Source organism: bacterium (assembly GCA_035703895.1).
Lineage (GTDB): Bacteria > Sysuimicrobiota > Sysuimicrobiia > Sysuimicrobiales > Segetimicrobiaceae > Segetimicrobium.
Window position 1 is genome coordinate 1 of sequence record DASSXJ010000124.1, and the last position, 21,953, is coordinate 21,953.

Genomic DNA, 21,953 nt, shown 5'->3' on the forward strand with positions numbered 1-21,953 from the left:
TCCTCACCGGCACGGCGTCCCGCGACCCCCGTGCGCGGGGGATCATTCAGGCCGGCCTGTTGGGCTTCGGCGGGCTGGTCTTTGCGGCAGTCATGATATTGCTGACCCGGCATGGGAACTCAGGCACCCCCCGCCTGGTCACCGGGCTGGCCGCGGGGGTGGCGTTCCTCCTCGCCGCGGAGACCTACCGGCGCACGGAGCAGATCCTCGATGATGCGGCCACCAGGACGATCTATGCCGGCCTGCTCGCCGTCGGGATCAACCTGATCGGCTGGGCCTGGGTGCCACGTACTCCGGGCGTTATTGCCCGCTCAGAGTTGCTCGGCGGGCTCGCCGTGGCGCTCTTTGGCGCCGGCATCGAGCTTCGGGCCCTGGGACGCGCCCAGCGGCTCGTCGTCCTCAGCCAGATCAGCGCGGCCCTCTCGCGGACCGGTCAGGTCGAGGAGATCCTGAAAGAGATCCTCCAGCAGGCCGGCAGACTGCTGCAGCTCCATACCGGCTGGGCGTTCCTGCGGGATCCGGCGACGGGCGTCTATGAGCTCGCGGTAGGATATCAGTTGCCCGCATCGCTCGAGCGCGACGGTCGGGCCGTGTTGCGGGGTTCCTGCCGGTGCTTGGATCTCCTAGGGACCAATGAGCTCACGCAGCCGGTGAACATTGTGGACTGCATGCGGCTGGAGAAGGTCGGGATCAAGGCTCAGCATGCCAGCGTTCCCCTTCGCACGACGACCGGTATTGTCGGACTGATGAATCTCGTGTTGCCGTCCGGCCGCCTATTCAGCCAGCGGGAACTGGCCCTCCTCGCCACGGTGGGAGGGGAGGTCGGGCTCGCCATCGAGAAAACTCAGCTCCTCAAAGAATTGCAGGACAAGGAGCGACTCCGGAGCGATCTCATCAAGAAACTGATGACCGCCTATGAGGACGAACGGCGGCGCATCGCCCGGGAACTGCACGACGACACCGGCCAGTCGCTGACCGCCCTCATTCTCAACGTCGAGATGCTGCGCACGTTGGTGGGGCAGGCCGAGCCGACGCTGGCAGAAGAGCTCGACCGGCTCAAGGCGCTGGCGGAGACGACGCTGGAGGAGGTCCGAAAGCTCATCTACGACCTCCGCCCCACCATCCTCGACGATCTGGGGCTCGCCGCGGCGCTCCGCTGGTACGTGCACCACCAACTGGAGCCACGGGGGCTCGTGGTGGACCTCAAGCTTGAACTCGGCGAAGCGAGACTGGATCCCCTTGTGGAGACCGCGGCGTTTCGGATCGCGCAGGAAGCCCTCTGGAACGTCGTCAAGCACGCGGCTGCCACGCGCGTCGAGGTCGCGCTCGCCCTCACCGACGGCCGCCTGCGCCTGCGGGTCAAGGACAACGGGCGCGGATTCGAGGGGCGGCGTCGCTCCGTCGATCCGCTCTCGGGAGGGGCCGGGCTCGGCGGGATGGAGGAGCGGGCCACCCTCCTTGGCGGCGTAGTCCGCATCACCTCCACCCCAGAGGCCGGAACCGACGTCCTTGCGGAACTGCCCCTCCCGGCTACGGCCGGCCAGTCCTGATGACGAGACCTTACACCGCGGCGGGCTCCTTCGCAAACTCGCTCACGGCCGGATGGACCAGCCTGGCGTAATCCGTGTAGGTCATCGTGGCCGTCCGGCGGTGACTTCCCGCATTAAAGAAGATCACCGGGTCACGCGCCAGCGCCGCGTCCACGAGCACAGGCACGCCGTAGAGATTCCCGAACGGTGGCATGGCCCCGACCTCGCAACCGGGAAACAGGTGACCGAACTCCTCCTCGACCGCCAGGCGGACCTCCTCGGCTCCGAGCGCCTTCCGGACAGCGCCGAGGTCGACTTTAGCCACTCCCGGCACGACCACCATCACCGGGTTACCGTCCGCGACGACCATCACGGCCTTCGCGATCAGCCGGCCGGAGACGTGTTCGACCTGGGCCAGTTCCTGAGCCGTGTAGCGGGGAGGGTGCTCGTCAATGGTATACGCCACCCGTTCCGTGTCCAGGTAACCCTCGAGAAGTTCCAGGCCGGAAACCCGATGCTTCAGCTCTAGCAACATCCGCCTCACCTCCCTTCACCCCTCACAATAGCCCGCGTTGATCCGGAAGGGCATCGGGCCCGCGTCCGATTCTGGGCAAGTCCCGGGCCGGATGATCCGCGGCGGCGCTCCCACACGGCTTCAGGTCTGCGCAGAACCGCAAATCGGGCCGGGGCCGGATGTCGGATCCAGCCGCCGTAATAGATGATGACTGTGGATGCGAGGACGAGAAAGACTCCCTATGTCAAGAGGCGATTGCGAGATGAGCCTCTCGAGCGTTGAGGAAGACGGCTTGATCGTACAGGCGGTGATCGCGGCGCATGGCGATGATGATGCGCAGCCAGACGTTGCCGAGCATGCGGACTGCCTCCGCGTGCTTTTTGCCGCGAGCGCGCGCTCGGCGATAATAGGCCTTGGCCCACGCACAATGGATGATGCTACAGAACGCAAAGTGCCACATGGTCTCGCGCAAGGGATGGATGCAGGCCCGGCGAACGTGAACGGTGCGGGAGGTGCCGCTCGCGCGTGTCACAGGAGCGGTGCCGGCTGCGCACTGGGCGATGGCAGGGTCGCGATACCGGTCGCGATTGTCGCCCAGTTCTCCCACCATCCTGGCGGCGAGAAGGTCGCCAGCGCCGGGCAGGCTCAGGTAGAGCTCGCCGTCAGGATGGGTTCTCAATACCCGCTGAATCTCCGCCTCGTAGGCCGCCGTCTCCTCAACCAACGCTCGCAGTTGGTGGCCCAGGGTCTGCGCCAAGCGCGCTTTGGTGCGGAGAATCACCGGGGCCACTTGGAAAGCCGGCTGAGTGAGGCGGGCGTGGATCTCGCGCGCTTTGGCCGCGGCTCCCGGCTGGTGATGCTGACGCAAGAAGCCTTCCAGCTGTGGCACCGACGCACTCCGCAGCGCGGCCGGGGTGGGAAACCGTTGCAGGACGGCCAAGGCTACCGGGCGGTCCGGATCCCCGAAGAGGTCCAGGAAGGCGGGGAAGTAGGCCTTCAGACAGGCGGTAAGCTGGTTGCTGAGCATGGTGCGGGTCCGAACCAACTCGGCGCGGTCGCGGGTCAGCACGCGCAGTTCCTGAGCGGGCTCCGAGTCGGGCACCAACGGGTGATAGAGGGCGCGATCCGTCCGCAGCAGCGTCGCCAAGACCCACGCGTCCCGCAGATCCGATTTGCTGCCGGCCACCCGAAAGCGCTCGCGATGGCGATCGACCGCCTTGGGATTGATGGCATAGACGACAAACCCTTGGTCGAGCAGTGCGCTAACCAGGAGACCTTGCGAGGTCTCGAGGGCCACGGACACCTCCTCCGGCCCGCGCGCATGCGTCCGGATCGCTGCAAACAAGGCGGCCAGTCCCTCAGGCGTATGTGGAATGCTGCCCGAGGCCAACGTCGCACCCGCTTCATCCATCACGCAATACACGTGCTCAGCATCCGCCCAATCGATGCCCACCAACAGCACTGGCGTCTCACCTCCTCCCTGATGTCGCCAAGGGCCTCGCGCGGCTCAGCCACGGCCTCTTATGGAACGGCGTTTCAGACGCGTCTCCCTATCGGTGGTCTCAGGCCGCGCCGCTCCCAGGGAGAGATCGTCTTTCTCAGGCGGTCAAGCCGCAAGGAGGGTATGATCTTCTCCCCGAGAGTGGCACCTCTACTACGTCTTATTCGACACACACTATGACATAAGAGGAGGATCACGATGAACCGGTATGATGCGGAGATGTCGAAGTTGTTCGCCGTCGAACAGCAACTGCTGAACACTGCGGTGTCGCTGCGCTCCGCCGAGCACCGGCTCGGCAATGGGCAACTGCGGGAGGAGATTCGCGAGATCCTCCGCTCGGTGGAAGATACCACGGAACTCACCAAGAGGGTGAAGCGAATCATGCTCAACGAGTGGCGGTTGGCCGAGGCGAAGCAAGACGCGGCATAAGCAGTCCGCTCCTAGGCCGCCTGGGATCAAGGGGGAGGGAGAGATGCTGGTTCGCGATCGGATGACCACCAACGTCTTTACCGTCACTGCCGACACGTCGTTGGAGCGCGCGATGAGCGAGATGCGGATCCGGCACATCCGCCGCTTGCCGGTGCTCCAAGAGGGTCATCTTATCGGGATCGTCACCTGGACAGACTTGATGCGCGCCCAACCCTCGTCAGCATCCACGTTAAGCCGGTGGGAGATCCCCGCCCTTCTGGAGAAGGCGCCTGTCCGCGAGGTGATGACCCGGTCCGTCGAGACCGTTGCTCCGGACATTCCGCTGGAGGAGGCCGCCACCATCATGCGCCGGCGCAAAATCGGCGGGCTGCCCGTCGTAAAGAACGGGACCCTGGTGGGGATCGTCACCGAGAGCGACATCTTCGATGCGTTCATTTCCTTGCTGGGCGCGCGGTATCCATCCTATCGGATCACGTTGGACGTGGACGATAGCGCAGCGGCCCTCCCAGACATCACGGCGGCCTTTCACCTCCTCGGACTGCGGTTGTTCATGGTGTCCACCTATCCTGCCGAGCAGGGACGGCTTCGGGTGGTCGCGCGAGTGGACCGGGCGGTTCCGCTCACAAGCCTGGTGGACTCCCTGAGAGAGCGAGGTCTGGAGACCGTTCACGCCGCCGATGGTGGCAAGGTGATCATTGAAGTAGCGCGCGCGTAGGAGGGGCCCGGGTCTTACCCGGTCGCTAACGCACGATCAGGACCGGAATACGCGCCCCATGGAGGACTCGTTCGCTCACGCTTCCAAGAATGAGCCCGCCGATCTGCCCTAGACCGCGGCACCCTATGATGATCAGATCCGCCTTGTGCTCCTCGGCCGTCTTCAGGATCTCCCCCGCAAGGTCTCCCCGTCGGTACACGCGCGTCACGCGAGTGTCGAGTCCCCCGAACGCGTGCATCGTCTGATCCAGGATGGCCTGGCTGGCTTGTTGTAGGCCTTCCTCCAGGTCGCCGAGGTCGAACACCGCGTCCAGTCCGACGGCGCCCATGGCAATCGCCGGGAAATAACCGACGTTGACGAGCATCACCTCCGCCTCACGCAGGTCGCGGGCAAGGCGGGCTGCCATCTCCGCCGCCTTGAGCGCGTGCGGTGACCCGTCGGTCGCCACAAGCATCCGCATCATGCTGTCACCGCACAACACGGACAGAATACTGGCCGCCCCATTCACAGGGGACGCGGCGATCGTCCAGGGGGTCGTTCCAGGGCACGCCGTCCACAATGAACAGGTACGGATACTCACCCGGGGCGAGGGTCAACGTGATGCGCCATGCGCCATCCGGACCCCGCTTCATACGGTGTGCCGCCGTATCCCACCGGTTGAACGAGCCCACAAGCGCGACCCACTTGGCCTTGGGCGCATGCCGAGCGTCGAATCGAAATGCGACTTCCTGCACAGACCCGGTGACCGGGGAAACCATCACGAGGTTTGTCATCATGAACCCCTCCTCACATCACAACATACTGAGAGTTTCTTCATGGCTCGTCGCGTTCGTCGTCTTCCCCTGCGACGTCGCGGATCAGGATCAGCCGCTGATACACAGGCAGGAGCCCCTCGTCGCGAAACCCGTAGCGCAGGAGCATCTTCCGTAACTCCACTTGGTTTTGATAGAGCTCGACCACAAGCTGTTTCAACCCCAACGCCCTCGCGAGGTCCAGGATCTCCCTGAGCAGCACGGCCCCCAGGCCCCGCCTCCGATACTCGGGGCGAACGCAGGCGCGGAACTTACCGATGCCGCACATCGGCTCCATGAAACCACGAACGCAAGCGCGGAACTCGCCGATGCCGCGCATCGGCTCCACGAAACGACGATGGAGCGTCGCGTCGCCCACGATTTTCCCGTCTAGCTCGGCGACGATGGGAAGCACGCGGTCGTAATTGATACTTCGACACCACCGACGGACGATGACGGGATTGGTCACATTATCTTGAAGATTCCGCAGGTCTTCATAGGGGGTGCCGATGAACATCTGCACAAGCTTCTCCTCATCCCTCGGGACCAGGGGCCGAAGCCTCACCCTGGCGCCGTCGGGCAGCTCAACGGCGCGGGGGTACCGCTCGAACACAGGCCGGAGTTCAGGTGGCACATCCTTTTTCCGACTGGGCGTCGTCAACACTCTGATCACCATCGGGCATTCCCTCTTTCCAGCGGCTCGACACGCTCCCGCCCAGACCAACGTACTATCCCAGCGCCATGAGCGGAATCGGCTCTCAGCCCGAACCCGGGGTCGGGCTCAGGCCTGATTGTGGAGAGGGCACGGAGTGAGGGATACTTGACGTGGGCCTCGGTTCGGGGGGAGCACCTGTGCAAGAGCGGAGAATCCAGACGATTCTCGTTCCAACCGATTTCTCTGAGGGGGCGGCCTACGCGCTGGAATGGGCTCGGACCCTCGCGCGGGCGTTTCGTGCCAAGATCGTCGTCCTTCACGTCTTGGACCTTCCCGTTGCCTGGACGCCGCTCGGTGGACTCGGATCAATCCCCACCCCGCTCTCGGCCGAGTCCGTTGAGCATCTTACCACCGAAGCTCAAACGATCCTCGAGACCGTAGCGCGGGACGCGCCGGAGGTGGCGCCACGCCTCCTGCGTAAGGGACATCCCCGAGAGGTCATCCTCGCAGTGGTCGAGGAGGTGGGCGCCGACGCGGTCGTGATGGGCACACACGGCCGGCGAGGCGTCTCGCACCTGTTCATCGGGAGCGTCGCCGAGCACGTCGTGCGTCACTCGCCTGTACCGGTGTGGACGGTCCGCGCGGAGGAGCCGCGCTCATCTGAACGGTGAGCGAAAGGCCACCATCCGGCAGAGCGCCCGCTTCTTGTGTGGCGGCGACGCGGGGACTTCCTCGTAGTGGGCGATGCGCAAATCTGAGAACACGCGTGCGAGTTCTCGGGGCCCCACGCGATGCGCAATCTCGCTGGGATAATCGACCGCGGGATCGTACAGGGGGGTCTCCACGAGTACGGCTCCCCCAGGGACCAGCGCTAGAGCAAGTTGCGGAAGCAGTGCGCGGTTCAGGTAGTACGAGTTGATGATGAGGTCATAGGTCGCCCAGGGCAACATCACGTCGTCCAGGTCGACCGCAGCCGCCCTCACCGGCAGCTTCTGCGCTTGGGCCTGATGCGCGAGGCGCGAGAGGGCCACGAGGGAAATGTCCAACGCATCGACGCGATAGCCGTGTTGAGCCAGGTAGATCGCATGGCGGCCGCACCCGGCCGCCAAGTCCAGCGCGCGACCATTCGGAAGATACGGCAGCCAAGCCGCTAGATAGGCCGACGGGGGCCCCTCGAGCACCGGGACGCCGGCAGTGTGTTTCTGATCCCACTCCAACCGGTCCTCACGCATCCTACCTCGCCTCAAACGAACCTCGCGATCAGAAGAGGCCCATGATCCGTCCCGCGTTCGGCCATGTCGGTCCGAGCTTTAAGCCACGTCGCGCTTCATCGACTCGAACTGCTCTTTGGTGAGCTCGCCGGCCGCGTAGCGCCGGCGGAGGATCTCCAAAGGGGTCTCGGGGAGCCGGCCATCGCCGCCGCGGGTGTTCATCCACCGAACCGCGACAACGGCGCCGGCGATGACCAGCACCCAAAATGCCACCATCATGATCCACCCCGCGGCCATCCAGCCCCATCCGCCACCGTACCCGTAAGGCCACATCGTCGCCCTCCTGCCCCAGACAGGCGGGGGGAGCCGATGAACCGCTCCCCCCGCGCCTCCAGCACTATTGCTCGACCTTCACCTTGACCGAGGTCGCCTTAGCCCGTTCGGACTTCGGCACCTTCACCTCGAGCACGCCGTCTTTGTACGTTGCCTTCGCCTCGATGCCCTTCACCTCGGCGAGGAACGGCAACGTGCGCAGGAACGTCCCGTACTGCATCTCCCGCTTGTAGTAGTTGCGCTCCTTATGCTCCTCCTCGTGCTTCGTCTCTCCCTTGAAGGTGATCGCGTCATTGGTGACCGTAATCTCCACTTGCTTGGGATCGATGTCGGGCAGTGCCGCCTTCACCACTACCTCCGTGTCGGTCTCGAACATCTCGACGGGCGGCTCCCACGCCGTCTCCAGTGGGGCTAATGCACGCATCGGGCGCAGGGTAAAGATGTCCTCCAACAGCCGGTCCACCTCCCGGCGCATCTTTTGAACATCCCCAAACGGTTCTAGACGCATCAGCTTCATCGTCGCTCCCTCCTTTCCTCATTGCTCTCCATGAGACAAGATAGCCAGGATGGCAGCCGAAGACATCGGGCGGAGACCTGATTCGCGGACGGGGAAAAAAACTGCACAGTGGCCAATCGAGACCGAGCGTGATCAGGCGGCCCGAGGGCCGGGTGGTCTCCCGACCTCGAGCGATGGCTCAGAAGGCAATGAGCGGCTTGATCACCCCGTCTAGTTTCTTGTCCATGATCTCGAACGCGCGCGGGATCTCGCCGAAATCGAACGTGTGCGTCGTCATCTTCGTCGGGTCCAACCGACCGCTTTGGAGAATGCGGATCAGACGCTCCATTCGTAACCGGCCACCTGGGCACAGCCCAGTTTTGATGGTCTTCTCTGCCATTCCCACACCCCATTCGATCCGCGGGATATGCACGAACTCGCCCTTGCCGTGGTAGCCGATGTTGGCGATGGTGCCGCCGGGCTTCGTGATTTTGATCGCAGCCTGAAAAGACGTATCTGCCCCCAGCGCCTCGATCGCGGAATCGACGCCCGCACCGCCGGTCAGCTCAAGGATTCGCGCCACGGGGTCTCCCTTCGTGTGGTCGACGATGACATCGGCCCCGTATCCTCGCGCGAGTTGTTGCCGCGCGGGCACCGAGTCCACCCCGATCACCAGGCCGGCGCCCCGGAGCCGCGCGCCCGCGACCGCCATCAGGCCCACGGGACCGAGGGCGATCACCGCCACTGTACCACCGATCGGGACATCGGCCAGTTCGGCGCCCATGAACCCGGTCGAGAGCATGTCGGCGCAGTAGACTGCCGCATCGTCGCTGACTTCGGGCGGGATATGCGCGAGGTTGGCATCGGCTTCGTTAACGTGAAAGTACTCCGCGAACACGCCGTCTTTGATGTTCGCGAACTTCCATCCCCCGAGTGCACCCCCCGATTGTGAGGAGTGCCCTGCCTGCGAGGCTGGATCGCCCCAGTCCGGTGTGATCGCGCCGCAGAGGACACGGTCACCAGGCTTGAAGCGCTTCACCTGAGCGCCGACCTGATGGACGATTCCGACGGCTTCGTGGCCGAGCGTCAGATTTTCGCGCGGGCCGATCGCCCCGTGGATGGTATGCGAGTCCGAGGTGCAGATTAGCGCCCGCGTCGTACTGACGACCGCATCATTCGGCCCCGGCGTGGGAACCGGCTTGTCCATAAATCCAACCTCATCCAGGGATTTCATCACGAACGCCTTCATCAGATCACCTCCCGGCGTGGATCCGCCCGAGACCGGCCTGGGCTCGAAGCGTGCGGCTGACCCAGAAGATCCCCCATGCGGCTAACGCGATCGCGGCGAGCGCAATCCGGGTCACATCGACAATGGGGGTCACTTTGGTCTGCCCGTCGCTGATCTCGATCACGGCGAGGGGCCTGATGACCGCTCCGCCTCCGCCGCCCGCGGCACGGTGATGGTCGTCGTCATGCTTCTCGTCGTCCTTGCGTTGGCCACGACCCATGCCCATCCCGAACCCGAAGCGGACGCTCGCCACCGGGATGATCGTGCGGCCATGGACCTCCATCGGGTCCCCAAACACGGTTCTGACCGTAGCCCTGCCCTGAACGTCTCCGATCCGGTCGATCAACTTGTCAGGCATCATCCCCTCCTTCTACGAAGTCCTCATCTTCAGACGGCCGCGGCGCCAGAGTGTGCACCTGGCGGCGACGGGCGGGCGGCGACAGCTCTCTACACCGTCGCCCACAGGGCCCCGAAACCCGCCAGGATCGCGACCAAGCGGATGACCCAACCGGCAAATGGCACCGCGAAAAGAACTGCGAGCGCGATGGCCCCTACCGCGACCGACCAGTAGATTGAGGGAATCTCCCCGCCCTGTCGCCGAATTCGCTGCAGGACACGCTGCCCGAGCCACGCGGCAACAAAGACCAACCCAGGATACAGCGTGGCGACGTAGAGGAGCATTCCGATGACCGAGAGGGGGATCCCGATGACCGTGAACACGAGCAGCACCGCTGCGACTGGAACGGTGACGAGCAGGACGAACCCTGTGAGAAGGCTGCGCCCAAACCGCTCATGGATCTCCCGCACCACGGGGAATGCTCCCCTCGGCGCGGCTGCAAACGTGACAAGCCCCAGGACAAGGAGGCCGATCATCTCCGCAACGCCCCTCCACAACCAGAAGCGAGGGCCGAAAGGAGCCCCAACAGCCCGGCGCGGCCGCGAAGGCGCGGGCATCTGCGTCGTGCCGCCGGCAATCTGCGCCCCCGACTGGATCTCGATCGGTTGGTCGGCGGCATAGCGCAGCGCACCTCCGATCCGTGCGGTTGGCAGCACGATAATCCGATTGGCCTGGATATCGGCATCGCCCCGAATCGCCCCACCGATCACGACGTCGCCGCCGCCGACGAGCGCGTTCCGCCCTACTCTCCCCGAGACATTGACGCTTCCACCCTGATAACCAGGTCCCGCCCGATCTGCGCTGCGGAGTCCACACGGACGGTGCCACCGGCGAGGACCGCGTCGCCCTTGATGCGCGCACCGATCGTCACCACACCGCCGGCCGCGCGAAGGGCCCGGCCGATCGTGCCGCCGACCGTCAGCGTGCCGCCCGCTGCAAGCACGCCGCCGCTCACGTCCCCGGCGAGATCCACGGTCCCCCCCGTGGCCGCCACGTCGCCGTCAACCGCGGCGGTCGCCGTCACCGTTCCGCCTGCAAGATACAAATCGTCCTGGAGCGCCTCCGAAACGACCACGGTCTGCCCCGTCCGTGGGACGAACGCCATGGCCGGGAGAACGAGCACGCCAATCGAGAGGACACTCATGATCATGCAACTCCCCCACGTTCGCATCATTCTTCACCCCCTCGTGCGTCCTCTAGCAGGCACGTGGATCTCCCCGTCTCCTTACGGGTCCGTGTTCCCACTGGCCCAACGTGGTGGGTGCCGCTACCGCGTCGCGCGTCGTGTTGTTCCGCCATGTGTTTGATTCCTATGAGCATCTTCCGGCTCATCACAAAATTTTCGAATCCATAGGTGGAGTAACGGGCGTTGTCGGGACTCCAGGGGCGTTCGGTGTGAATGTGAGCGACCGAGCGCAGGCGGTCTTGGAATCGAGGTTCCCGATCGGCTCGTCGGCCACGATGAGAGGTGGGTCGTTCGCCAGCGCCCGGGCAATGGCGATGCGCTGCCGCTCTCCTCCGGATACCGCCGAGGTGAGATTGTGGGCGGGGTGGGTCATCTCCACCTCATCCAGCAATGCCATCGCACGCGAACCCTGGTTCCATATTCTATCCGCGTTAACAAATCCCAGGAATCAGCCGCGCCGTGCGGGCGCAATAGGCATCGTACTCGTCGCCGAACTGTGTGCGTAGCAACCTTTCTTCCGCGCGGATGCGCGCGAGGAGCGGAGGGATAATGAGCGCCGTAAGCAGCACGCCGATCGCCGAACGAAACGTCAGAGCCCATCCCAGCGAGTTGACGAGCAATCCCAGATAACTGGGATGGCGGATGAGACCATAGGCACCGCTAGTGACCAGGGTGTGGCCGGGCTGGATAGCAACCAGCCCGCTGAACCGGCGGCCGAGCACAAAGACTGGCCAGATCCGCAGCGCACCACCGGCAGCGAAGAGGGCGACGCCGAGCCAGCGAATGGTGTCACCGTCGATGGTCCAGAACTCCTTCCGGTCCGTGTAGGCTGGCAGATAGGCGTCCAGCAACCCGACCAGCGCGAAGGCGACGATAACCCAGCGGTTGGCACGATCCTCGCGCACCCCTGGACTCAGATTTCCGCCGGCGAAAAGCGCTGCGCCAGATAGCGCGAAGAGTACGATCACGAGCGCGATCAGCGCCGGGTGGGAGAAGAAGGCTGCAAACCCGCCCCAGCCGAGGATGGCAAGGCCGAGATATGCAGCGGTGCCCACAATAACGAGCGTCAATCTGACGGTTGGCATCACCATTGCTGCCTCAGCTGGTCCGCTCCTGATAAGTAAGTTCGAGGACGCTGACCGGCGAGTGATCGGATACGATCAGACACCACCATTGGTATCCCTCTTTCACATTTCAATATAGTGGAAGGGCGCGATGCGACGGGGCTCGAGCAATATCGTTGCCTTCGTCACTCGCCCACCCCTTCGGACGATCCGATCGGAACCTGGCCCGCGGTTCGCTACGCCACTCAGGCTGCCAGCAGGCTCGACATCACCTTGAGGCCGGCCTCCATCCCTCGCCACGGAAGCCCAGCGTGAAACGGGTTGCCAGCATTGAAGCGCCAGGGCAGATAGTACCCGAGCATCATCTTGCCGAGCCGCCAGGCGGGGGAGGTCCCCACCTTGTACTTGGCGAGCGCGTCCGGCCGCACTTCAACCGGCTTCGCCGGGAGCCCCGTCAACCGCAGGGGCACCTGCGCGAAGGTGGCCTTGTCAAACTGCTCCATCACGCACATGCTGGTAGGTTCGAACGCGATCTGGGGCGCTGTCCCGAGGATCCTGGCCGCGAGGTGCTCGGCGGCTGCGTCAGCTTGCAGGAACGCAAGGAATGCCTGCTTCACCGGGAAGTCGCCCGCATCGCCAACGGCGTAAATATCCGGCTGGTCCACGACCTGGCGGGTCCCGAGGTCCGTCCCAATGAATCCTCGCTCGTCCGTCGGAAGCCCAGCAAAGGGTGTCGACGCGATGTACGGTGGGAAGGAGACCAGCAAGTCGAACGGCAGGCGGCGCCCGTTACGGTAGACAACCTCGTCCTTGTCCACGCGCTCGACCACGTATTCGTTGAACCCCGTGATCCCCCGCCGCTCGAACTCCGCGGTCACTGCCTCGTGAAGCCGCGGGCCGAACGCCTGGATGAAGCCCTCCTCGTACGTTGACCAGGTGATCTCCACGCCGCCGCGGACTCCCTGGCGTCGCAGCCAGGTGTCCAGCATAAAGACCATCTCATAGAGCGGCCCCGAGCACTTGTTGTTCGGCGGGACGAGGAACACGATGCGCGGATGCCCGCCCTGCCTGACTTCCTCCGGCAGCGCGGTGAACGCCGTCCGAAGACGCAGCATGTCGCTGGGGGTCCAGATCGTCTGCGCGTACTCCCCGAGGCCGGGCACTTCATCCACCCTCATCCCGGCGCCCGTCGCCACGACCAGGAAATCATACGACAGCTTCGAGCCATCGGCCACGACGGTCTTCGCCCCGGGATCGATTTCACGAGCATGGGCCTGGATGAACGTGATGTCCTTCCGCTGGGTCGGACGCGCCAGGGGAATCTTCAACCGATCGGGGTCCATGCCGAAGGGAATGTAGATGGTGTTCGGCTTGTAGAGGAAGTGATCCTGATCCGAAACCAGGGTGAGACGAGCCCGATCCCCCAGGCGCATGCGCAGATAGAATGCAGCCTCGAGACCTCCGAACCCTCCGCCTAGCACGACCACTCTTGGGGTGCCGGTCGCCATCATGTCTATTGCTCCCTTCTAGGGGGCGATATTGTAGCCGATCGCATCTCCCTATGATCACCTGCGATTATCGTAGTGGGGAATGCCCGGAGCAGGCTATCGAACGAAGGCTGTATCTATGGATCGGATGCGGGAACGATCCGACGACCGACAAACGGCAAAATCCCGCCGTGAACTAGTCTTATATAGAAGCGCTTTTTTTAAGCGACCTGCCATGCTAAGTGCTGTTGAAATGTGTAAAGTATCAAGTATCTACATTTTCAGGAGCTCCAGCAACTTGTACATTAGTACTGCAGGCCAAAAAATGGCCTTGAAGAAACCAAGTACCCCGACCCAGAACGTGGTCGCATGTTTGAAGACCGTTGCGCCGATGAAAGCCATACCATAAGATACCCCCCGAAATGCCCATTCCTATTCTCCCTTGATGACCATGCATAGATGAATTTGTCTCATTAGCCATTTTATTGAGACCGCCGGCACTTGTGAGGTGACACAATATGTCTTATACGAGCATGCCCCGAGTATAGCATCCAAGCCGCGGCGGCGATGGCGAACCCCGCGATCCCCCAGCCGACGCTGACTCCGTCATCGGGCGCAGACCCGATGCCGAGATGCATGTGCCCAAGATATCTTACATATGGGAGGCTTTGAAGCTTCGCAACAGGGATGGCCTTACTCTGACCAGAAGGGCATTGTGTCCAGTGATGGTACTCATCGCGATGAGTATGTTGAGTCAGGTCCTTGTGGGATCCTGAAAATGGACGCGACGCGGGGTCTCCGCAGGCCTCTCCCTCTGCTCATCACTGGCATTTCCCTGGGCTTCGCTACGTTGCTGTATCTGTCTTACCGTCGGGACCCCGTACGGGCTAGCCGTCTCGAACGGATCCGGCCCCTTGCCGGCGACCAACACATTCCCGAGCCCATTGCGTCCCTCACACATGCCGTCACGATTCGCTGCCGCCGGCAGGACCTGTGGCCGTGGCTCGTGCAGATGGGCGCAGGCCGCGCCGGATGGTACAGCTACGACTTCATTGATAATGGGGGGCAGCCGAGCACCAAGGAGCTGCTACCTCAGTTCCAGACTATTGCAGTGGGTGCTGTCCTGCCTGCTCTTCCGGGTGCGACCGAGGGCTTCATCGTCGTCGCGTACGAGCCAGAACATTTTCTCGTGCTCGGGTGGCCGTCTCGGGGCGAAGCGTACATGTCGACCTGGGCGTTCGTCCTCGACGAAGTGGGATCAAACCACACGCGCCTGATCGTGCGCGGACGTGCGAGCCCCGGATATCACTTCCACAACCTCCCGCTCTGGTTGCTCAAACTGACCGCGCCGTTGGGTCACTACATCATGCAACGCAGGCAACTGCTCGAGATCGCTCGGCGGGCAGAGGCTCGCATCGAAACACATGACGATCGTTGACGGTGAGCGCGGTTGGGAAAGACGACGGAGGCAGTCATGAACGCGCCACAATGCATTCCGTCCACTATCCGTTCGCTGGCGACAGGGGCCGGGCTCGCCGCCGGGGCGTACGCCACGTACGTCGGGACCACGTGGTATCGCTGCGGTCAAGTGAGACACGTGGCGAGCCAACGAAGACGCGGATCCGTTGCTCGACCGGTTCATGCCGGAGTTCGATGTGGTGGAACGTCACCACGTGCGCGTCGCCGCGCCGGCGCAGATCACGCTCGCAGCGGCATGCGACATGGATCTCTTACGATCGACGAACGTCCGCGGGGTCATCAAAGTCCGGGAGTTGATATTCGGTAGCCAGCCGGAAGAGACTGTGCTCTCACAGGGACTGCTAGCCCAGGTCAAAGCACTGGGGTGGGGTGTGCTGGCCGAGATCCCCGGACGCGAGATCGTATTCGGCGCCGTAACGCAGCCGTGGATGGCCAATGTCGTGTTCCGCGCCCTCCCGGCCGATGAGTTCGGCGCCTTTCACGAACCGGGCTACGTGAAGATCATCTGGACGTTGCGCGCCGATCCGATCGGTGCCGCCGAATCGATGGCCCGCACCGAGACGCGGGTCGTCACAACCGATCCGACCGCGCGCGCAAAGTTCCGGTGGTACTGGTCGTTCCTCTCGCCCGGCATCGTGTTGATTCGTCGAGTGTCGCTTAGGCTCGTGAAGGCGGAGGCCGAGCTGCGGGTTCGTAAGGCAGGACCCGAGCGCCGAACCGGCCGAGCTCTTCAATGAAGGAGACATCGGCATGAATCCGATTGTCAAAACCCAGCAGGGCGAGGTGCGGGGCAGCCTTGCCAACGGCGTGCACACGTTCAAGGGCATCCCCTACGCGCGGCACCGTTCGGCGCCCATCGGCTCCGACCGCCACAGCCGGGCGCGGTCGAGGCCGGATCGGGTGCGAGCTATGACGGCAGCCGCTTCGCCCGCGACGGCATCGTCTGCTTGATCATCAATTACCGTCTTAACGGTAAATCACGTTAAGGAGAATCTCGATGCGCAAACTAGAAGTAAGTGCCCGAGACTTCAAACGATGGATGTACCGTGGGCAGCGCCCCAACTGGATTGCGCGGGTTCTGAATAGAGCGTTTGCTGCTGTGGCCTCGTCGGGCGCCACCGCCAACTACCTCGTGGCATTGGAAGTGACCGGACGAAAGTCGGGGCGGACCGTCTTGTTCCCTTTGGTCATGGTCGTCGTCGATGGACAGCGGTACCTGGTATCAATGCTCGGAGATAATGCGCAATGGGTCCACAACGTACGCGCATCTGGCGGAAAAGCGGTTCTCCGAAGCGGTGGTCGTGAAAGCGTTCAACTCGAAGAGATCCCCGCCGACCAGCGAGCGCCCATCTTGAAGGCTTACCTGCAGGTAGCGCCGGGAGCGCGACCGCATGTGCCAGTGGGCAAAGATGCGCCGCTTGCGGAATTCGAAAAGATCGCGGCAACATTCCCTGTTTTCCGACTGGCATCCAACCAGAAAGCATAACAAGTATTCACGAAGTTTCAAAAGGGAGTTTAAATGAAAGGAATTATACACGAGAGACGGCCTGCTCGTATGTATGCCTTCATCGTCATTGTCCGCCGGAACCAGCGTTACGCAATGAGCCTCGCGATGACGAAAGCCGCCGCCGCCGCGAGCCCGCCAACCAGGGCCGTCTGGAACGCGCTGCGCGCCGGTACCGTCCCCGTGAAGCGGCCCTTAATGTAGCCGAATAGCGTCAGCGCGACGAGGGTGACGACCACCGAGATAAGCAACGCGGTGTGGGCTCGCGCAGAGACGATATACGGGGCCAGCGGGATGATCCCGCCGCCGACATAGGCCCCGGCAATCGTCAGGGCGCTTGTCAGCGCGCGCTTGGGCTCCGGCTTCTCCAGGCCCAACTCGAACCGCATCATGAAGTCGATCCAGGCCTCGGGATTCTTCCGCAGGGCCTCGACCACTGGGGCGCTCGCCTCCGCCGTGAGCCCGTAGCCCTGGAATATCCTGGTAACTTCGTCGGCTTCGACCTCCGGCACCGTTCGGATTTCCATCTGCTCGCGCAATTGCTCGCTGGCGTAGTGTTCGGCGTCGCTCTTCGCCGCGAGGTACCCCCCCAGGCCCATGGCGATGGATCCCGCTGCAATCTCGGCCAACCCCGCGGTGACGATGATGCCCGTCGATGCCACCGCGCCGGAGAGCCCCGCGGCGAGGGCGAAGGGGACGGTCAATCCGTCCGACATCCCGATCACAATGTCCCTGACGGTCTCGCTGCCGGTAAAGTGGCGTTCGACGTGGGGGGTCTGGGGCATGCTCGGCTCCTCGTGATCGGTCTTCGAATCAGCCGCCGGCCGATCAGGGTATGCGGTACGCCGGAATTCTGAAAAGGGGCGGGGTCACCTCCGGCCGGCCTTGCCCCGGGAGACCTCCAGGTCCTTCCTAGAGATGGGGACCTCATGCAGGTTCAGGAATACCTGGATGATATCGCTTGCGCTGACAACCCCCACCACACGGCCGCCACGCACGATCGGCACCCGGCGGACCATTTGATCGAGCATCATGGCGGCGACCTCATCCACGGGCGTATCCTCGGAGGCCCACACGGGATCCGGGGCCATCACGTCTCGCACCGTCTTGCCGCGCCGCGCGGCGAGGTCCATGAAACTCACCATGCCGACCATCTGATCGGCTTCGTCGACAACCGGGGCCCGGTGGATGCGGTAGCGCAGCAGCAGGTCCGCCGCTTCGGTCACCAGCATTTCAGGCGCAACCGCCACGACATCTTTGCTCATGATCTCCCTGGCTTCCATCGCCCATCACTCCTCTGGATCGGCGTGGTCGAATCCCTACACACCTAGCGTAGTGTACCCGCGAGCAAAGCGGGATCAGGCGCAGGCTCGATTTCTTCCTAGCGAACAATCAGGACGGGAGCGTGCGCCCCATGCAGGACCCGTTCGCTCACGCTCCCGAGGATCAGTCCACCGATCTGCCCAAGGCCGCGACTCCCCATGACGATGAGATCCGCTTTGTGTTCCTTGGCCGCCTTGATAATCTCGCCTGCGGGGTCTCCTTCACGGTAAACACGACTTACGCGAGCGTCAACGCCGGCGAACGCCTTCCCACTCTCGCCAAGAATCGCCTCGCCGGCCTGCCGCATCCCCTCTTCCAGTGCCCCAAGATCGACGTACACCTCGCCGGGACTGCCCATCGCGATCGTGGGGATATGACCCACGTTGACAAGGACCACTTCCGCCTCCCGCAGCTCACGGACAAGGCGCGCCGTCAATTTCGCCGCTCCGATCGCGTGCGGCGAACCATCGGTCGCTACGAGAATCCGCATCATCTCCGCAACTACCTCCTCCCTCTTCCCCATGAGGACGCAGTCCAATCCTACCGGTAACGTGGCTTGCTCCGGCATCGGGCGGCCAGCCGATCTTCCGTTGCCAGCGACATTGCATGGAAAGAATCGGGTGCCGGACGGATAGCCCCCCTCGCAGGCCGCCGATACACTGGGAGGGGATAGCGATCTCCTCCCGGAGGACTGCGTGTGATGACCGACTTCGAGGGGCTCTCTGGGCTGCTGAACAGCGACCGTCGGGACGTGCTGTCCGTCGCTCTGGACCTCGATCCGACCAAGCCGGAGCATCAGAGTCCCCATCCCGCGTACCGGACCTGGCTGCGCGAGGCGTTTCAGCGGGTGCTAGAGACGGTGCCCAAGCCGGCCAGAGCTGAAATCCGCAAGGCGGCACGCCGCGCGCTGGCACGCGTGCAGAACGGTCCGGCAGGGGGGCGCGGCTTGATGCTGCTGGCGGGGCGAGACCTGTGGCGTGAGTTTGTCCTCCCCGACTCGCTTCCGAACCGCGTCCACTATGGCCGGCCTGATCTTCTCCCACTACTCTGGGCGGCCCGCATGTACAAGCCGTGGGCTACCGTGCTTGTGGATCGCACGCACGCGAAGATCGCCGTCGCGTTCCTTGAGAAGACGATCGTCGTCCATGAAAAGTCCCTGACCCTGGACACGGGCCACTGGCGCTTCAAGGCCGGACGGCCACGGACCGCGACGAAGGCGTCCGGCGTCGCCGCCTCCCGGGGCGTGGAACGCGACTCGTTCACGGCGCGTGTTGACGACCACGTGTACAGGTTCTGGCAGAGCATCGCGCGGGCCGCTGCGAGGACGCTGGCCGACCTCTCCATCGATCGGGTGATTATTGCCGGCCCGGAACGAGCGACAAACGCCGTGCGCGAGAGCCTGCCGGAGAAGGCACGGGCGATGGTTGTCGGCATCGTCACGCTCCCGCCTCATCCCACCATCGCCAATGTCCGTGAGCATACGCTTCCCGTGATCCTGGCCCACGCGCACCGGCGGGAGTCGCGCCTCCTGGCCGATGTGATGGATCGGGCAGCCGCGGCCGCTGGCGGCGTTCTGGGACGGAGCGCCACGCTGGAGACATTATTGCGCGGCGAGGTGATGACGCTCGTCGCCGAGCGCGACCTGGACGGATCTGTCTGGGAGTGCACGTCTTGCGCGTACGTGGCGGTCGCCGACGTGAACGTCTGCCCAAGCTGCGGTGCGCAGATGAGGGAGACCTCCCTCCGGCAGGTCGTGCCCTTCCTGGCGCACCACCACGGGGCCGCGCTCGAGGTGGTCGGCCCCGCCGGACGCCCATCGTTGCCGGAGGGACTCGGAGGACTGCTCCGGTACACGCCTCGCTTGGAATCTGCGAAGGCCTCTCCGAGCGCGCTCGCGGACCGTCCCGTATGATCGTTCGATGCGGCCCACATCCCCGCGATCAGGTAGATACCCGAGCGGGAATCGAGCGGGGGTCCGATGGCCGCACCTTCGCCGCCAGATTATCCTGGACGCAGCGATACGGAAGGGGGTGCGGCGGTGGAAACGATGCCTCCCGGCGCGCTGCTCGTGCCGACGGACATGTCTGATGCCTCGCTTCCCGCCGCAGCCTATGCCGCCGACCTTGCCCGTCGAGCCGGCGGGAGGCTTGTACTTCTCCATGTGGTCTTCCCCAAGGAGATCGAAGAAGGGGTCGCCGATGGCCAGTACGTGGACCAGCAACTCAAGGAGGTCCAGGGGAGGCTGCACTGGTGGTTTACGACGTTCGTCCCCCCGGCGGCCCGGCAGGGCGTGAGCGTGGAAACGGTTGTGAGAGTCGGTCACCCGGAACACGAGATCCTTACCACGGCTCGGGCGATTCAGGGCGGGACGATCGTGATGGCTACCCACGGCCGCACAGGGCTGCCGCGGGCCGTCCTCGGGAGCGTCGCCGAGGCCGTGCTGCGGCATGCGCCGTGCCCTGTTCTTACGATTCCCCCCACGGCGTTACAGAATTCCAAACATGCCGGCGGAGTGCCGGCGGAGAGGGAGGCCGTATGATGCGCGCGCGCGAGCTAATGAGCACCCCAGTTGTCCGTGTGGCCCCGGAGGCCACCCTGAAGGAGGTGGCCGAGCGCATGGTCGCCCACCGGGTGAGCGGCGTACCGGTCGTCGACCATTTCGGCGAACTCGTAGGCATTATCTCGGAGTCGGATCTTGTCTCGAAACTCGAATACGAGGAGACCGGGCAGGGCTTGGTGGGATTCCTCGACCATCTCGCTCACGCAGTGGGAGCGGACCGCAAACTCCACGCCAGGACCGCAGCAGAGCTGATGACATCCGGGGTCGTCACCGCTGCGCCGGACGCGTCCGTGCGCGAGCTGATCCACCTGATGACGAGCCACGGCGTCAACCGAGTCCCGATCGTCGAGGGCGGCCGGGTGATCGGCATCGTCACGCGGGCCGACATCCTCCGGACTCTGGTCCGATCCGACACGGCGATCGCGGAGGACGTGCGGTGGCGCTTGATCCACGATCTGTGGATCGACCCGACGGGGCTCGTGATCAGCACTCGAGACGGGATCGTGACGATCGCCGGCGAGGTGCCGACGCGCTCCGAGGCGGAGCTGGTCAAACACTGGACAGCGGCCACGGAAGGCGTGGTCGATGTCGACGCGCGGGGTCTCCGCTACCGGACCGACGACCGGCGCGTGAAGTTGCCCGCAGGGCGCGGGTGGCCAGATCGATCATGACGCCGATGGACCATTATGAGGCGCTGACGGCGCTCGGTCAGTATCTGGCCGAGGTCAGGAGCATCCCGTTGCTTTCGAAGGAAGAGGAGGATCGGCTGGCGGTCCGGGCGGTTGCCGGCGATCGGGACGCCCGCAGCTCGATCGTGGAACATCACTTGCCGCTCGTCGTGGGCATTGCGCGCCGGTACGCTGGGTGGGGGGTGCTCTTAGAGGACCTAGTCCAGGAGGGCAACCTCGGGCTCCTCCGCGCGGCCGAGCGGTTTGACTCGGGCCACGGGGTCCGCTTTGCGACGTACGCGACCTGGTGGATTCGCCACTATATCTCCCGGGCCGTGTTCAGGCTCGCCCACGCCATTCGTATTCCGAGGTCCATCCGGTTGGACCTGCGTCGGCTGGGCGTGGTGTCAACCACGCTCGAGCGTCAGATGAGGCGCCGACCCAAAGACACGGAACTGGCTGCCGCGCTAGGGCGACCGGCGGCGCGGATCCGGTTTTTGCGGTCCATCCCTGACGAACCGCTCTCCCTGGAGCATCCGGGAGACGGCGGATCCTCGCTCGCGGCTTTGCTGTCGATGTCCCCGGACTCGACCTCCGAGGATGTGGCCGAGGTCGACGAGGTCGTCGAGGGGTTGCCGCCCCGCCTCCAAGAGATCGTGCGTCTGCGATTTGGGCTCCAGGATGGCCGCCCCCTGACGCTTCGGGAAGTGGGCGGCCGGCTCCACATCAGCCGCGAGCGCGTGCGGCAGCTTGAACGGCAAGCGCTGAAGAGGATTCGTGAGCACCGGGTCGCTTAAGCCCCGTGGGCGACGGAGGTGAGGGA

At 64.2% G+C, this 21,953-nt stretch carries 29 protein-coding genes and 1 pseudogene; 12 read left to right on the forward strand and 18 right to left on the reverse strand.

Translation table 11 applies throughout. From position 1 onward, the window contains the following. Positions 1–1,550: GAF domain-containing sensor histidine kinase (locus VFP86_08495; protein ID HET8999669.1), on the forward strand; the 1,550-nt coding region annotated here is incomplete at its 5' end. A gap of 10 nt (positions 1,551–1,560) precedes the next feature. Here the strand turns inward: VFP86_08495 and VFP86_08500 are convergent. Then, positions 1,561–2,064: a YbaK/EbsC family protein gene (locus VFP86_08500; GenBank protein ID HET8999670.1), complete on the reverse strand. Its 504-nt coding sequence runs from the start codon at positions 2,062–2,064 to the stop codon at positions 1,561–1,563. Positions 2,065–2,287: 223 nt separating this feature from the next. Then, the gene (locus VFP86_08505; protein HET8999671.1) at positions 2,288–3,505 is read right to left on the reverse strand and encodes an IS110 family transposase; all 1,218 of its coding nucleotides are present in this window, start codon (positions 3,503–3,505) and stop codon (positions 2,288–2,290) included. Positions 3,506–3,742: 237 nt separating this feature from the next. On the opposite strand from VFP86_08505, the gene VFP86_08510 reads away from it, so the two are divergent. Beyond that, the gene (locus VFP86_08510) at positions 3,743–3,973 is read left to right on the forward strand and encodes a hypothetical protein (protein HET8999672.1); all 231 of its coding nucleotides are present in this window, start codon (positions 3,743–3,745) and stop codon (positions 3,971–3,973) included. A 43-nt stretch (positions 3,974–4,016) separates the two neighbouring features. After that, a complete protein-coding gene (locus VFP86_08515; GenBank protein HET8999673.1) occupies positions 4,017–4,688 on the forward strand; it encodes a CBS domain-containing protein in 672 nt (223 codons plus the stop codon). A gap of 25 nt (positions 4,689–4,713) precedes the next feature. On the opposite strand, the gene VFP86_08520 is transcribed toward VFP86_08515, so the two are convergent. Genes VFP86_08520 through VFP86_08530 form a run of 3 tightly spaced genes read right to left on the reverse strand, consistent with a single transcriptional unit; the run spans position 4,714 to position 6,155 of the window. Further along, the gene (locus VFP86_08520) at positions 4,714–5,151 is read right to left on the reverse strand and encodes a universal stress protein (GenBank protein ID HET8999674.1); all 438 of its coding nucleotides are present in this window, start codon (positions 5,149–5,151) and stop codon (positions 4,714–4,716) included. Positions 5,152–5,155: 4 nt separating this feature from the next. Further along, on the reverse strand, positions 5,156–5,464 hold the full coding sequence (locus tag VFP86_08525; GenBank protein ID HET8999675.1) for an isoamylase early set domain-containing protein: 309 nt from the start codon (positions 5,462–5,464) through the stop codon (positions 5,156–5,158). Positions 5,465–5,501: 37 nt separating this feature from the next. Next, positions 5,502–6,155, reverse strand: a complete 654-nt coding sequence (locus VFP86_08530; GenBank protein ID HET8999676.1) for a GNAT family N-acetyltransferase — start codon at positions 6,153–6,155, stop codon at positions 5,502–5,504. Positions 6,156–6,331: 176 nt separating this feature from the next. Between VFP86_08530 and VFP86_08535 the strand changes: the two genes are divergently transcribed. Beyond that, positions 6,332–6,805 carry a universal stress protein gene (locus tag VFP86_08535; GenBank protein HET8999677.1) on the forward strand — a complete coding sequence of 158 codons (474 nt, stop codon included), beginning with the start codon at positions 6,332–6,334 and terminating at the stop codon, positions 6,803–6,805. Here VFP86_08535 and VFP86_08540 read toward each other — a convergent pair. The 10 genes and pseudogenes from VFP86_08540 to VFP86_08585 all read right to left on the reverse strand — a co-directional run bounded on the left by VFP86_08540 (position 6,791) and on the right by VFP86_08585 (position 13,620). Continuing rightward, positions 6,791–7,366, reverse strand: coding sequence for a methyltransferase domain-containing protein (locus VFP86_08540; protein HET8999678.1), 576 nt, complete (start codon positions 7,364–7,366; stop codon positions 6,791–6,793). The two genes, VFP86_08535 and VFP86_08540, sit on opposite strands and share 15 nt — an antisense overlap. Positions 7,367–7,444: 78 nt before the next feature. Next, the gene (locus VFP86_08545; GenBank protein ID HET8999679.1) at positions 7,445–7,678 is read right to left on the reverse strand and encodes an SHOCT domain-containing protein; all 234 of its coding nucleotides are present in this window, start codon (positions 7,676–7,678) and stop codon (positions 7,445–7,447) included. Positions 7,679–7,742: 64 nt separating this feature from the next. Continuing rightward, positions 7,743–8,195: an Hsp20/alpha crystallin family protein gene (locus VFP86_08550; protein HET8999680.1), complete on the reverse strand. Its 453-nt coding sequence runs from the start codon at positions 8,193–8,195 to the stop codon at positions 7,743–7,745. 178 nt (positions 8,196–8,373) lie between these two features. After that, on the reverse strand, positions 8,374–9,423 hold the full coding sequence (locus VFP86_08555) for an NAD(P)-dependent alcohol dehydrogenase (GenBank protein ID HET8999681.1): 1,050 nt from the start codon (positions 9,421–9,423) through the stop codon (positions 8,374–8,376). 4 nt (positions 9,424–9,427) lie between these two features. Continuing rightward, positions 9,428–9,820 carry a spore germination protein GerW family protein gene (locus VFP86_08560; protein ID HET8999682.1) on the reverse strand — a complete coding sequence of 131 codons (393 nt, stop codon included), beginning with the start codon at positions 9,818–9,820 and terminating at the stop codon, positions 9,428–9,430. A gap of 89 nt (positions 9,821–9,909) precedes the next feature. Continuing rightward, entirely contained in the window at positions 9,910–10,569 is a 660-nt protein-coding gene (locus VFP86_08565; protein HET8999683.1) for a hypothetical protein, read from the reverse strand. Between the two features lie 32 nt (positions 10,570–10,601). After that, entirely contained in the window at positions 10,602–11,009 is a 408-nt protein-coding gene (locus tag VFP86_08570) for a hypothetical protein (protein ID HET8999684.1), read from the reverse strand. A 268-nt stretch (positions 11,010–11,277) separates the two neighbouring features. Further along, a pseudogene (locus tag VFP86_08575) lies at positions 11,278–11,448 on the reverse strand (ATP-binding cassette domain-containing protein). Positions 11,449–11,476: 28 nt separating this feature from the next. After that, entirely contained in the window at positions 11,477–12,136 is a 660-nt protein-coding gene (locus VFP86_08580) for an isoprenylcysteine carboxylmethyltransferase family protein (GenBank protein HET8999685.1), read from the reverse strand. A gap of 218 nt (positions 12,137–12,354) precedes the next feature. Then, entirely contained in the window at positions 12,355–13,620 is a 1,266-nt protein-coding gene (locus tag VFP86_08585) for an FAD-dependent oxidoreductase (protein ID HET8999686.1), read from the reverse strand. A gap of 754 nt (positions 13,621–14,374) precedes the next feature. Here VFP86_08585 and VFP86_08590 point away from each other — a divergent pair. The 4 genes from VFP86_08590 to VFP86_08605 all read left to right on the forward strand — a co-directional run bounded on the left by VFP86_08590 (position 14,375) and on the right by VFP86_08605 (position 16,561). Further along, positions 14,375–15,034 carry a hypothetical protein gene (locus tag VFP86_08590; protein ID HET8999687.1) on the forward strand — a complete coding sequence of 220 codons (660 nt, stop codon included), beginning with the start codon at positions 14,375–14,377 and terminating at the stop codon, positions 15,032–15,034. 187 nt (positions 15,035–15,221) lie between these two features. After that, positions 15,222–15,812 (forward strand): hypothetical protein, encoded by a 591-nt coding sequence (locus VFP86_08595; protein HET8999688.1) that lies wholly within the window; start codon positions 15,222–15,224, stop codon positions 15,810–15,812. A 13-nt stretch (positions 15,813–15,825) separates the two neighbouring features. Then, positions 15,826–16,026 (forward strand): hypothetical protein, encoded by a 201-nt coding sequence (locus VFP86_08600; GenBank protein ID HET8999689.1) that lies wholly within the window; start codon positions 15,826–15,828, stop codon positions 16,024–16,026. A 46-nt stretch (positions 16,027–16,072) separates the two neighbouring features. Beyond that, positions 16,073–16,561 carry a nitroreductase/quinone reductase family protein gene (locus VFP86_08605; protein ID HET8999690.1) on the forward strand — a complete coding sequence of 163 codons (489 nt, stop codon included), beginning with the start codon at positions 16,073–16,075 and terminating at the stop codon, positions 16,559–16,561. A 107-nt stretch (positions 16,562–16,668) separates the two neighbouring features. Here VFP86_08605 and VFP86_08610 read toward each other — a convergent pair whose 3' ends face one another. The 3 genes from VFP86_08610 to VFP86_08620 all read right to left on the reverse strand — a co-directional run bounded on the left by VFP86_08610 (position 16,669) and on the right by VFP86_08620 (position 18,395). Beyond that, positions 16,669–17,364: a VIT1/CCC1 transporter family protein gene (locus tag VFP86_08610; protein HET8999691.1), complete on the reverse strand. Its 696-nt coding sequence runs from the start codon at positions 17,362–17,364 to the stop codon at positions 16,669–16,671. A gap of 84 nt (positions 17,365–17,448) precedes the next feature. Beyond that, positions 17,449–17,862: a CBS domain-containing protein gene (locus VFP86_08615; GenBank protein ID HET8999692.1), complete on the reverse strand. Its 414-nt coding sequence runs from the start codon at positions 17,860–17,862 to the stop codon at positions 17,449–17,451. A gap of 98 nt (positions 17,863–17,960) precedes the next feature. Continuing rightward, positions 17,961–18,395, reverse strand: a complete 435-nt coding sequence (locus tag VFP86_08620) for a universal stress protein (GenBank protein HET8999693.1) — start codon at positions 18,393–18,395, stop codon at positions 17,961–17,963. Between the two features lie 207 nt (positions 18,396–18,602). Between VFP86_08620 and VFP86_08625 the strand changes: the two genes are divergently transcribed. The 4 genes from VFP86_08625 to VFP86_08640 all read left to right on the forward strand — a co-directional run bounded on the left by VFP86_08625 (position 18,603) and on the right by VFP86_08640 (position 21,927). Beyond that, the gene (locus tag VFP86_08625; GenBank protein HET8999694.1) at positions 18,603–19,814 is read left to right on the forward strand and encodes a VLRF1 family aeRF1-type release factor; all 1,212 of its coding nucleotides are present in this window, start codon (positions 18,603–18,605) and stop codon (positions 19,812–19,814) included. A gap of 135 nt (positions 19,815–19,949) precedes the next feature. Continuing rightward, positions 19,950–20,441, forward strand: coding sequence for a universal stress protein (locus VFP86_08630; GenBank protein ID HET8999695.1), 492 nt, complete (start codon positions 19,950–19,952; stop codon positions 20,439–20,441). After that, positions 20,438–21,133: a CBS domain-containing protein gene (locus tag VFP86_08635; protein HET8999696.1), complete on the forward strand. Its 696-nt coding sequence runs from the start codon at positions 20,438–20,440 to the stop codon at positions 21,131–21,133. Before VFP86_08630 ends, VFP86_08635 begins: the two co-directional genes overlap by 4 nt. Then, positions 21,115–21,927, forward strand: a complete 813-nt coding sequence (locus tag VFP86_08640; GenBank protein ID HET8999697.1) for an RNA polymerase sigma factor RpoD/SigA — start codon at positions 21,115–21,117, stop codon at positions 21,925–21,927. Before VFP86_08635 ends, VFP86_08640 begins: the two co-directional genes overlap by 19 nt. Positions 21,928–21,953: the final 26 nt, after the last annotated feature.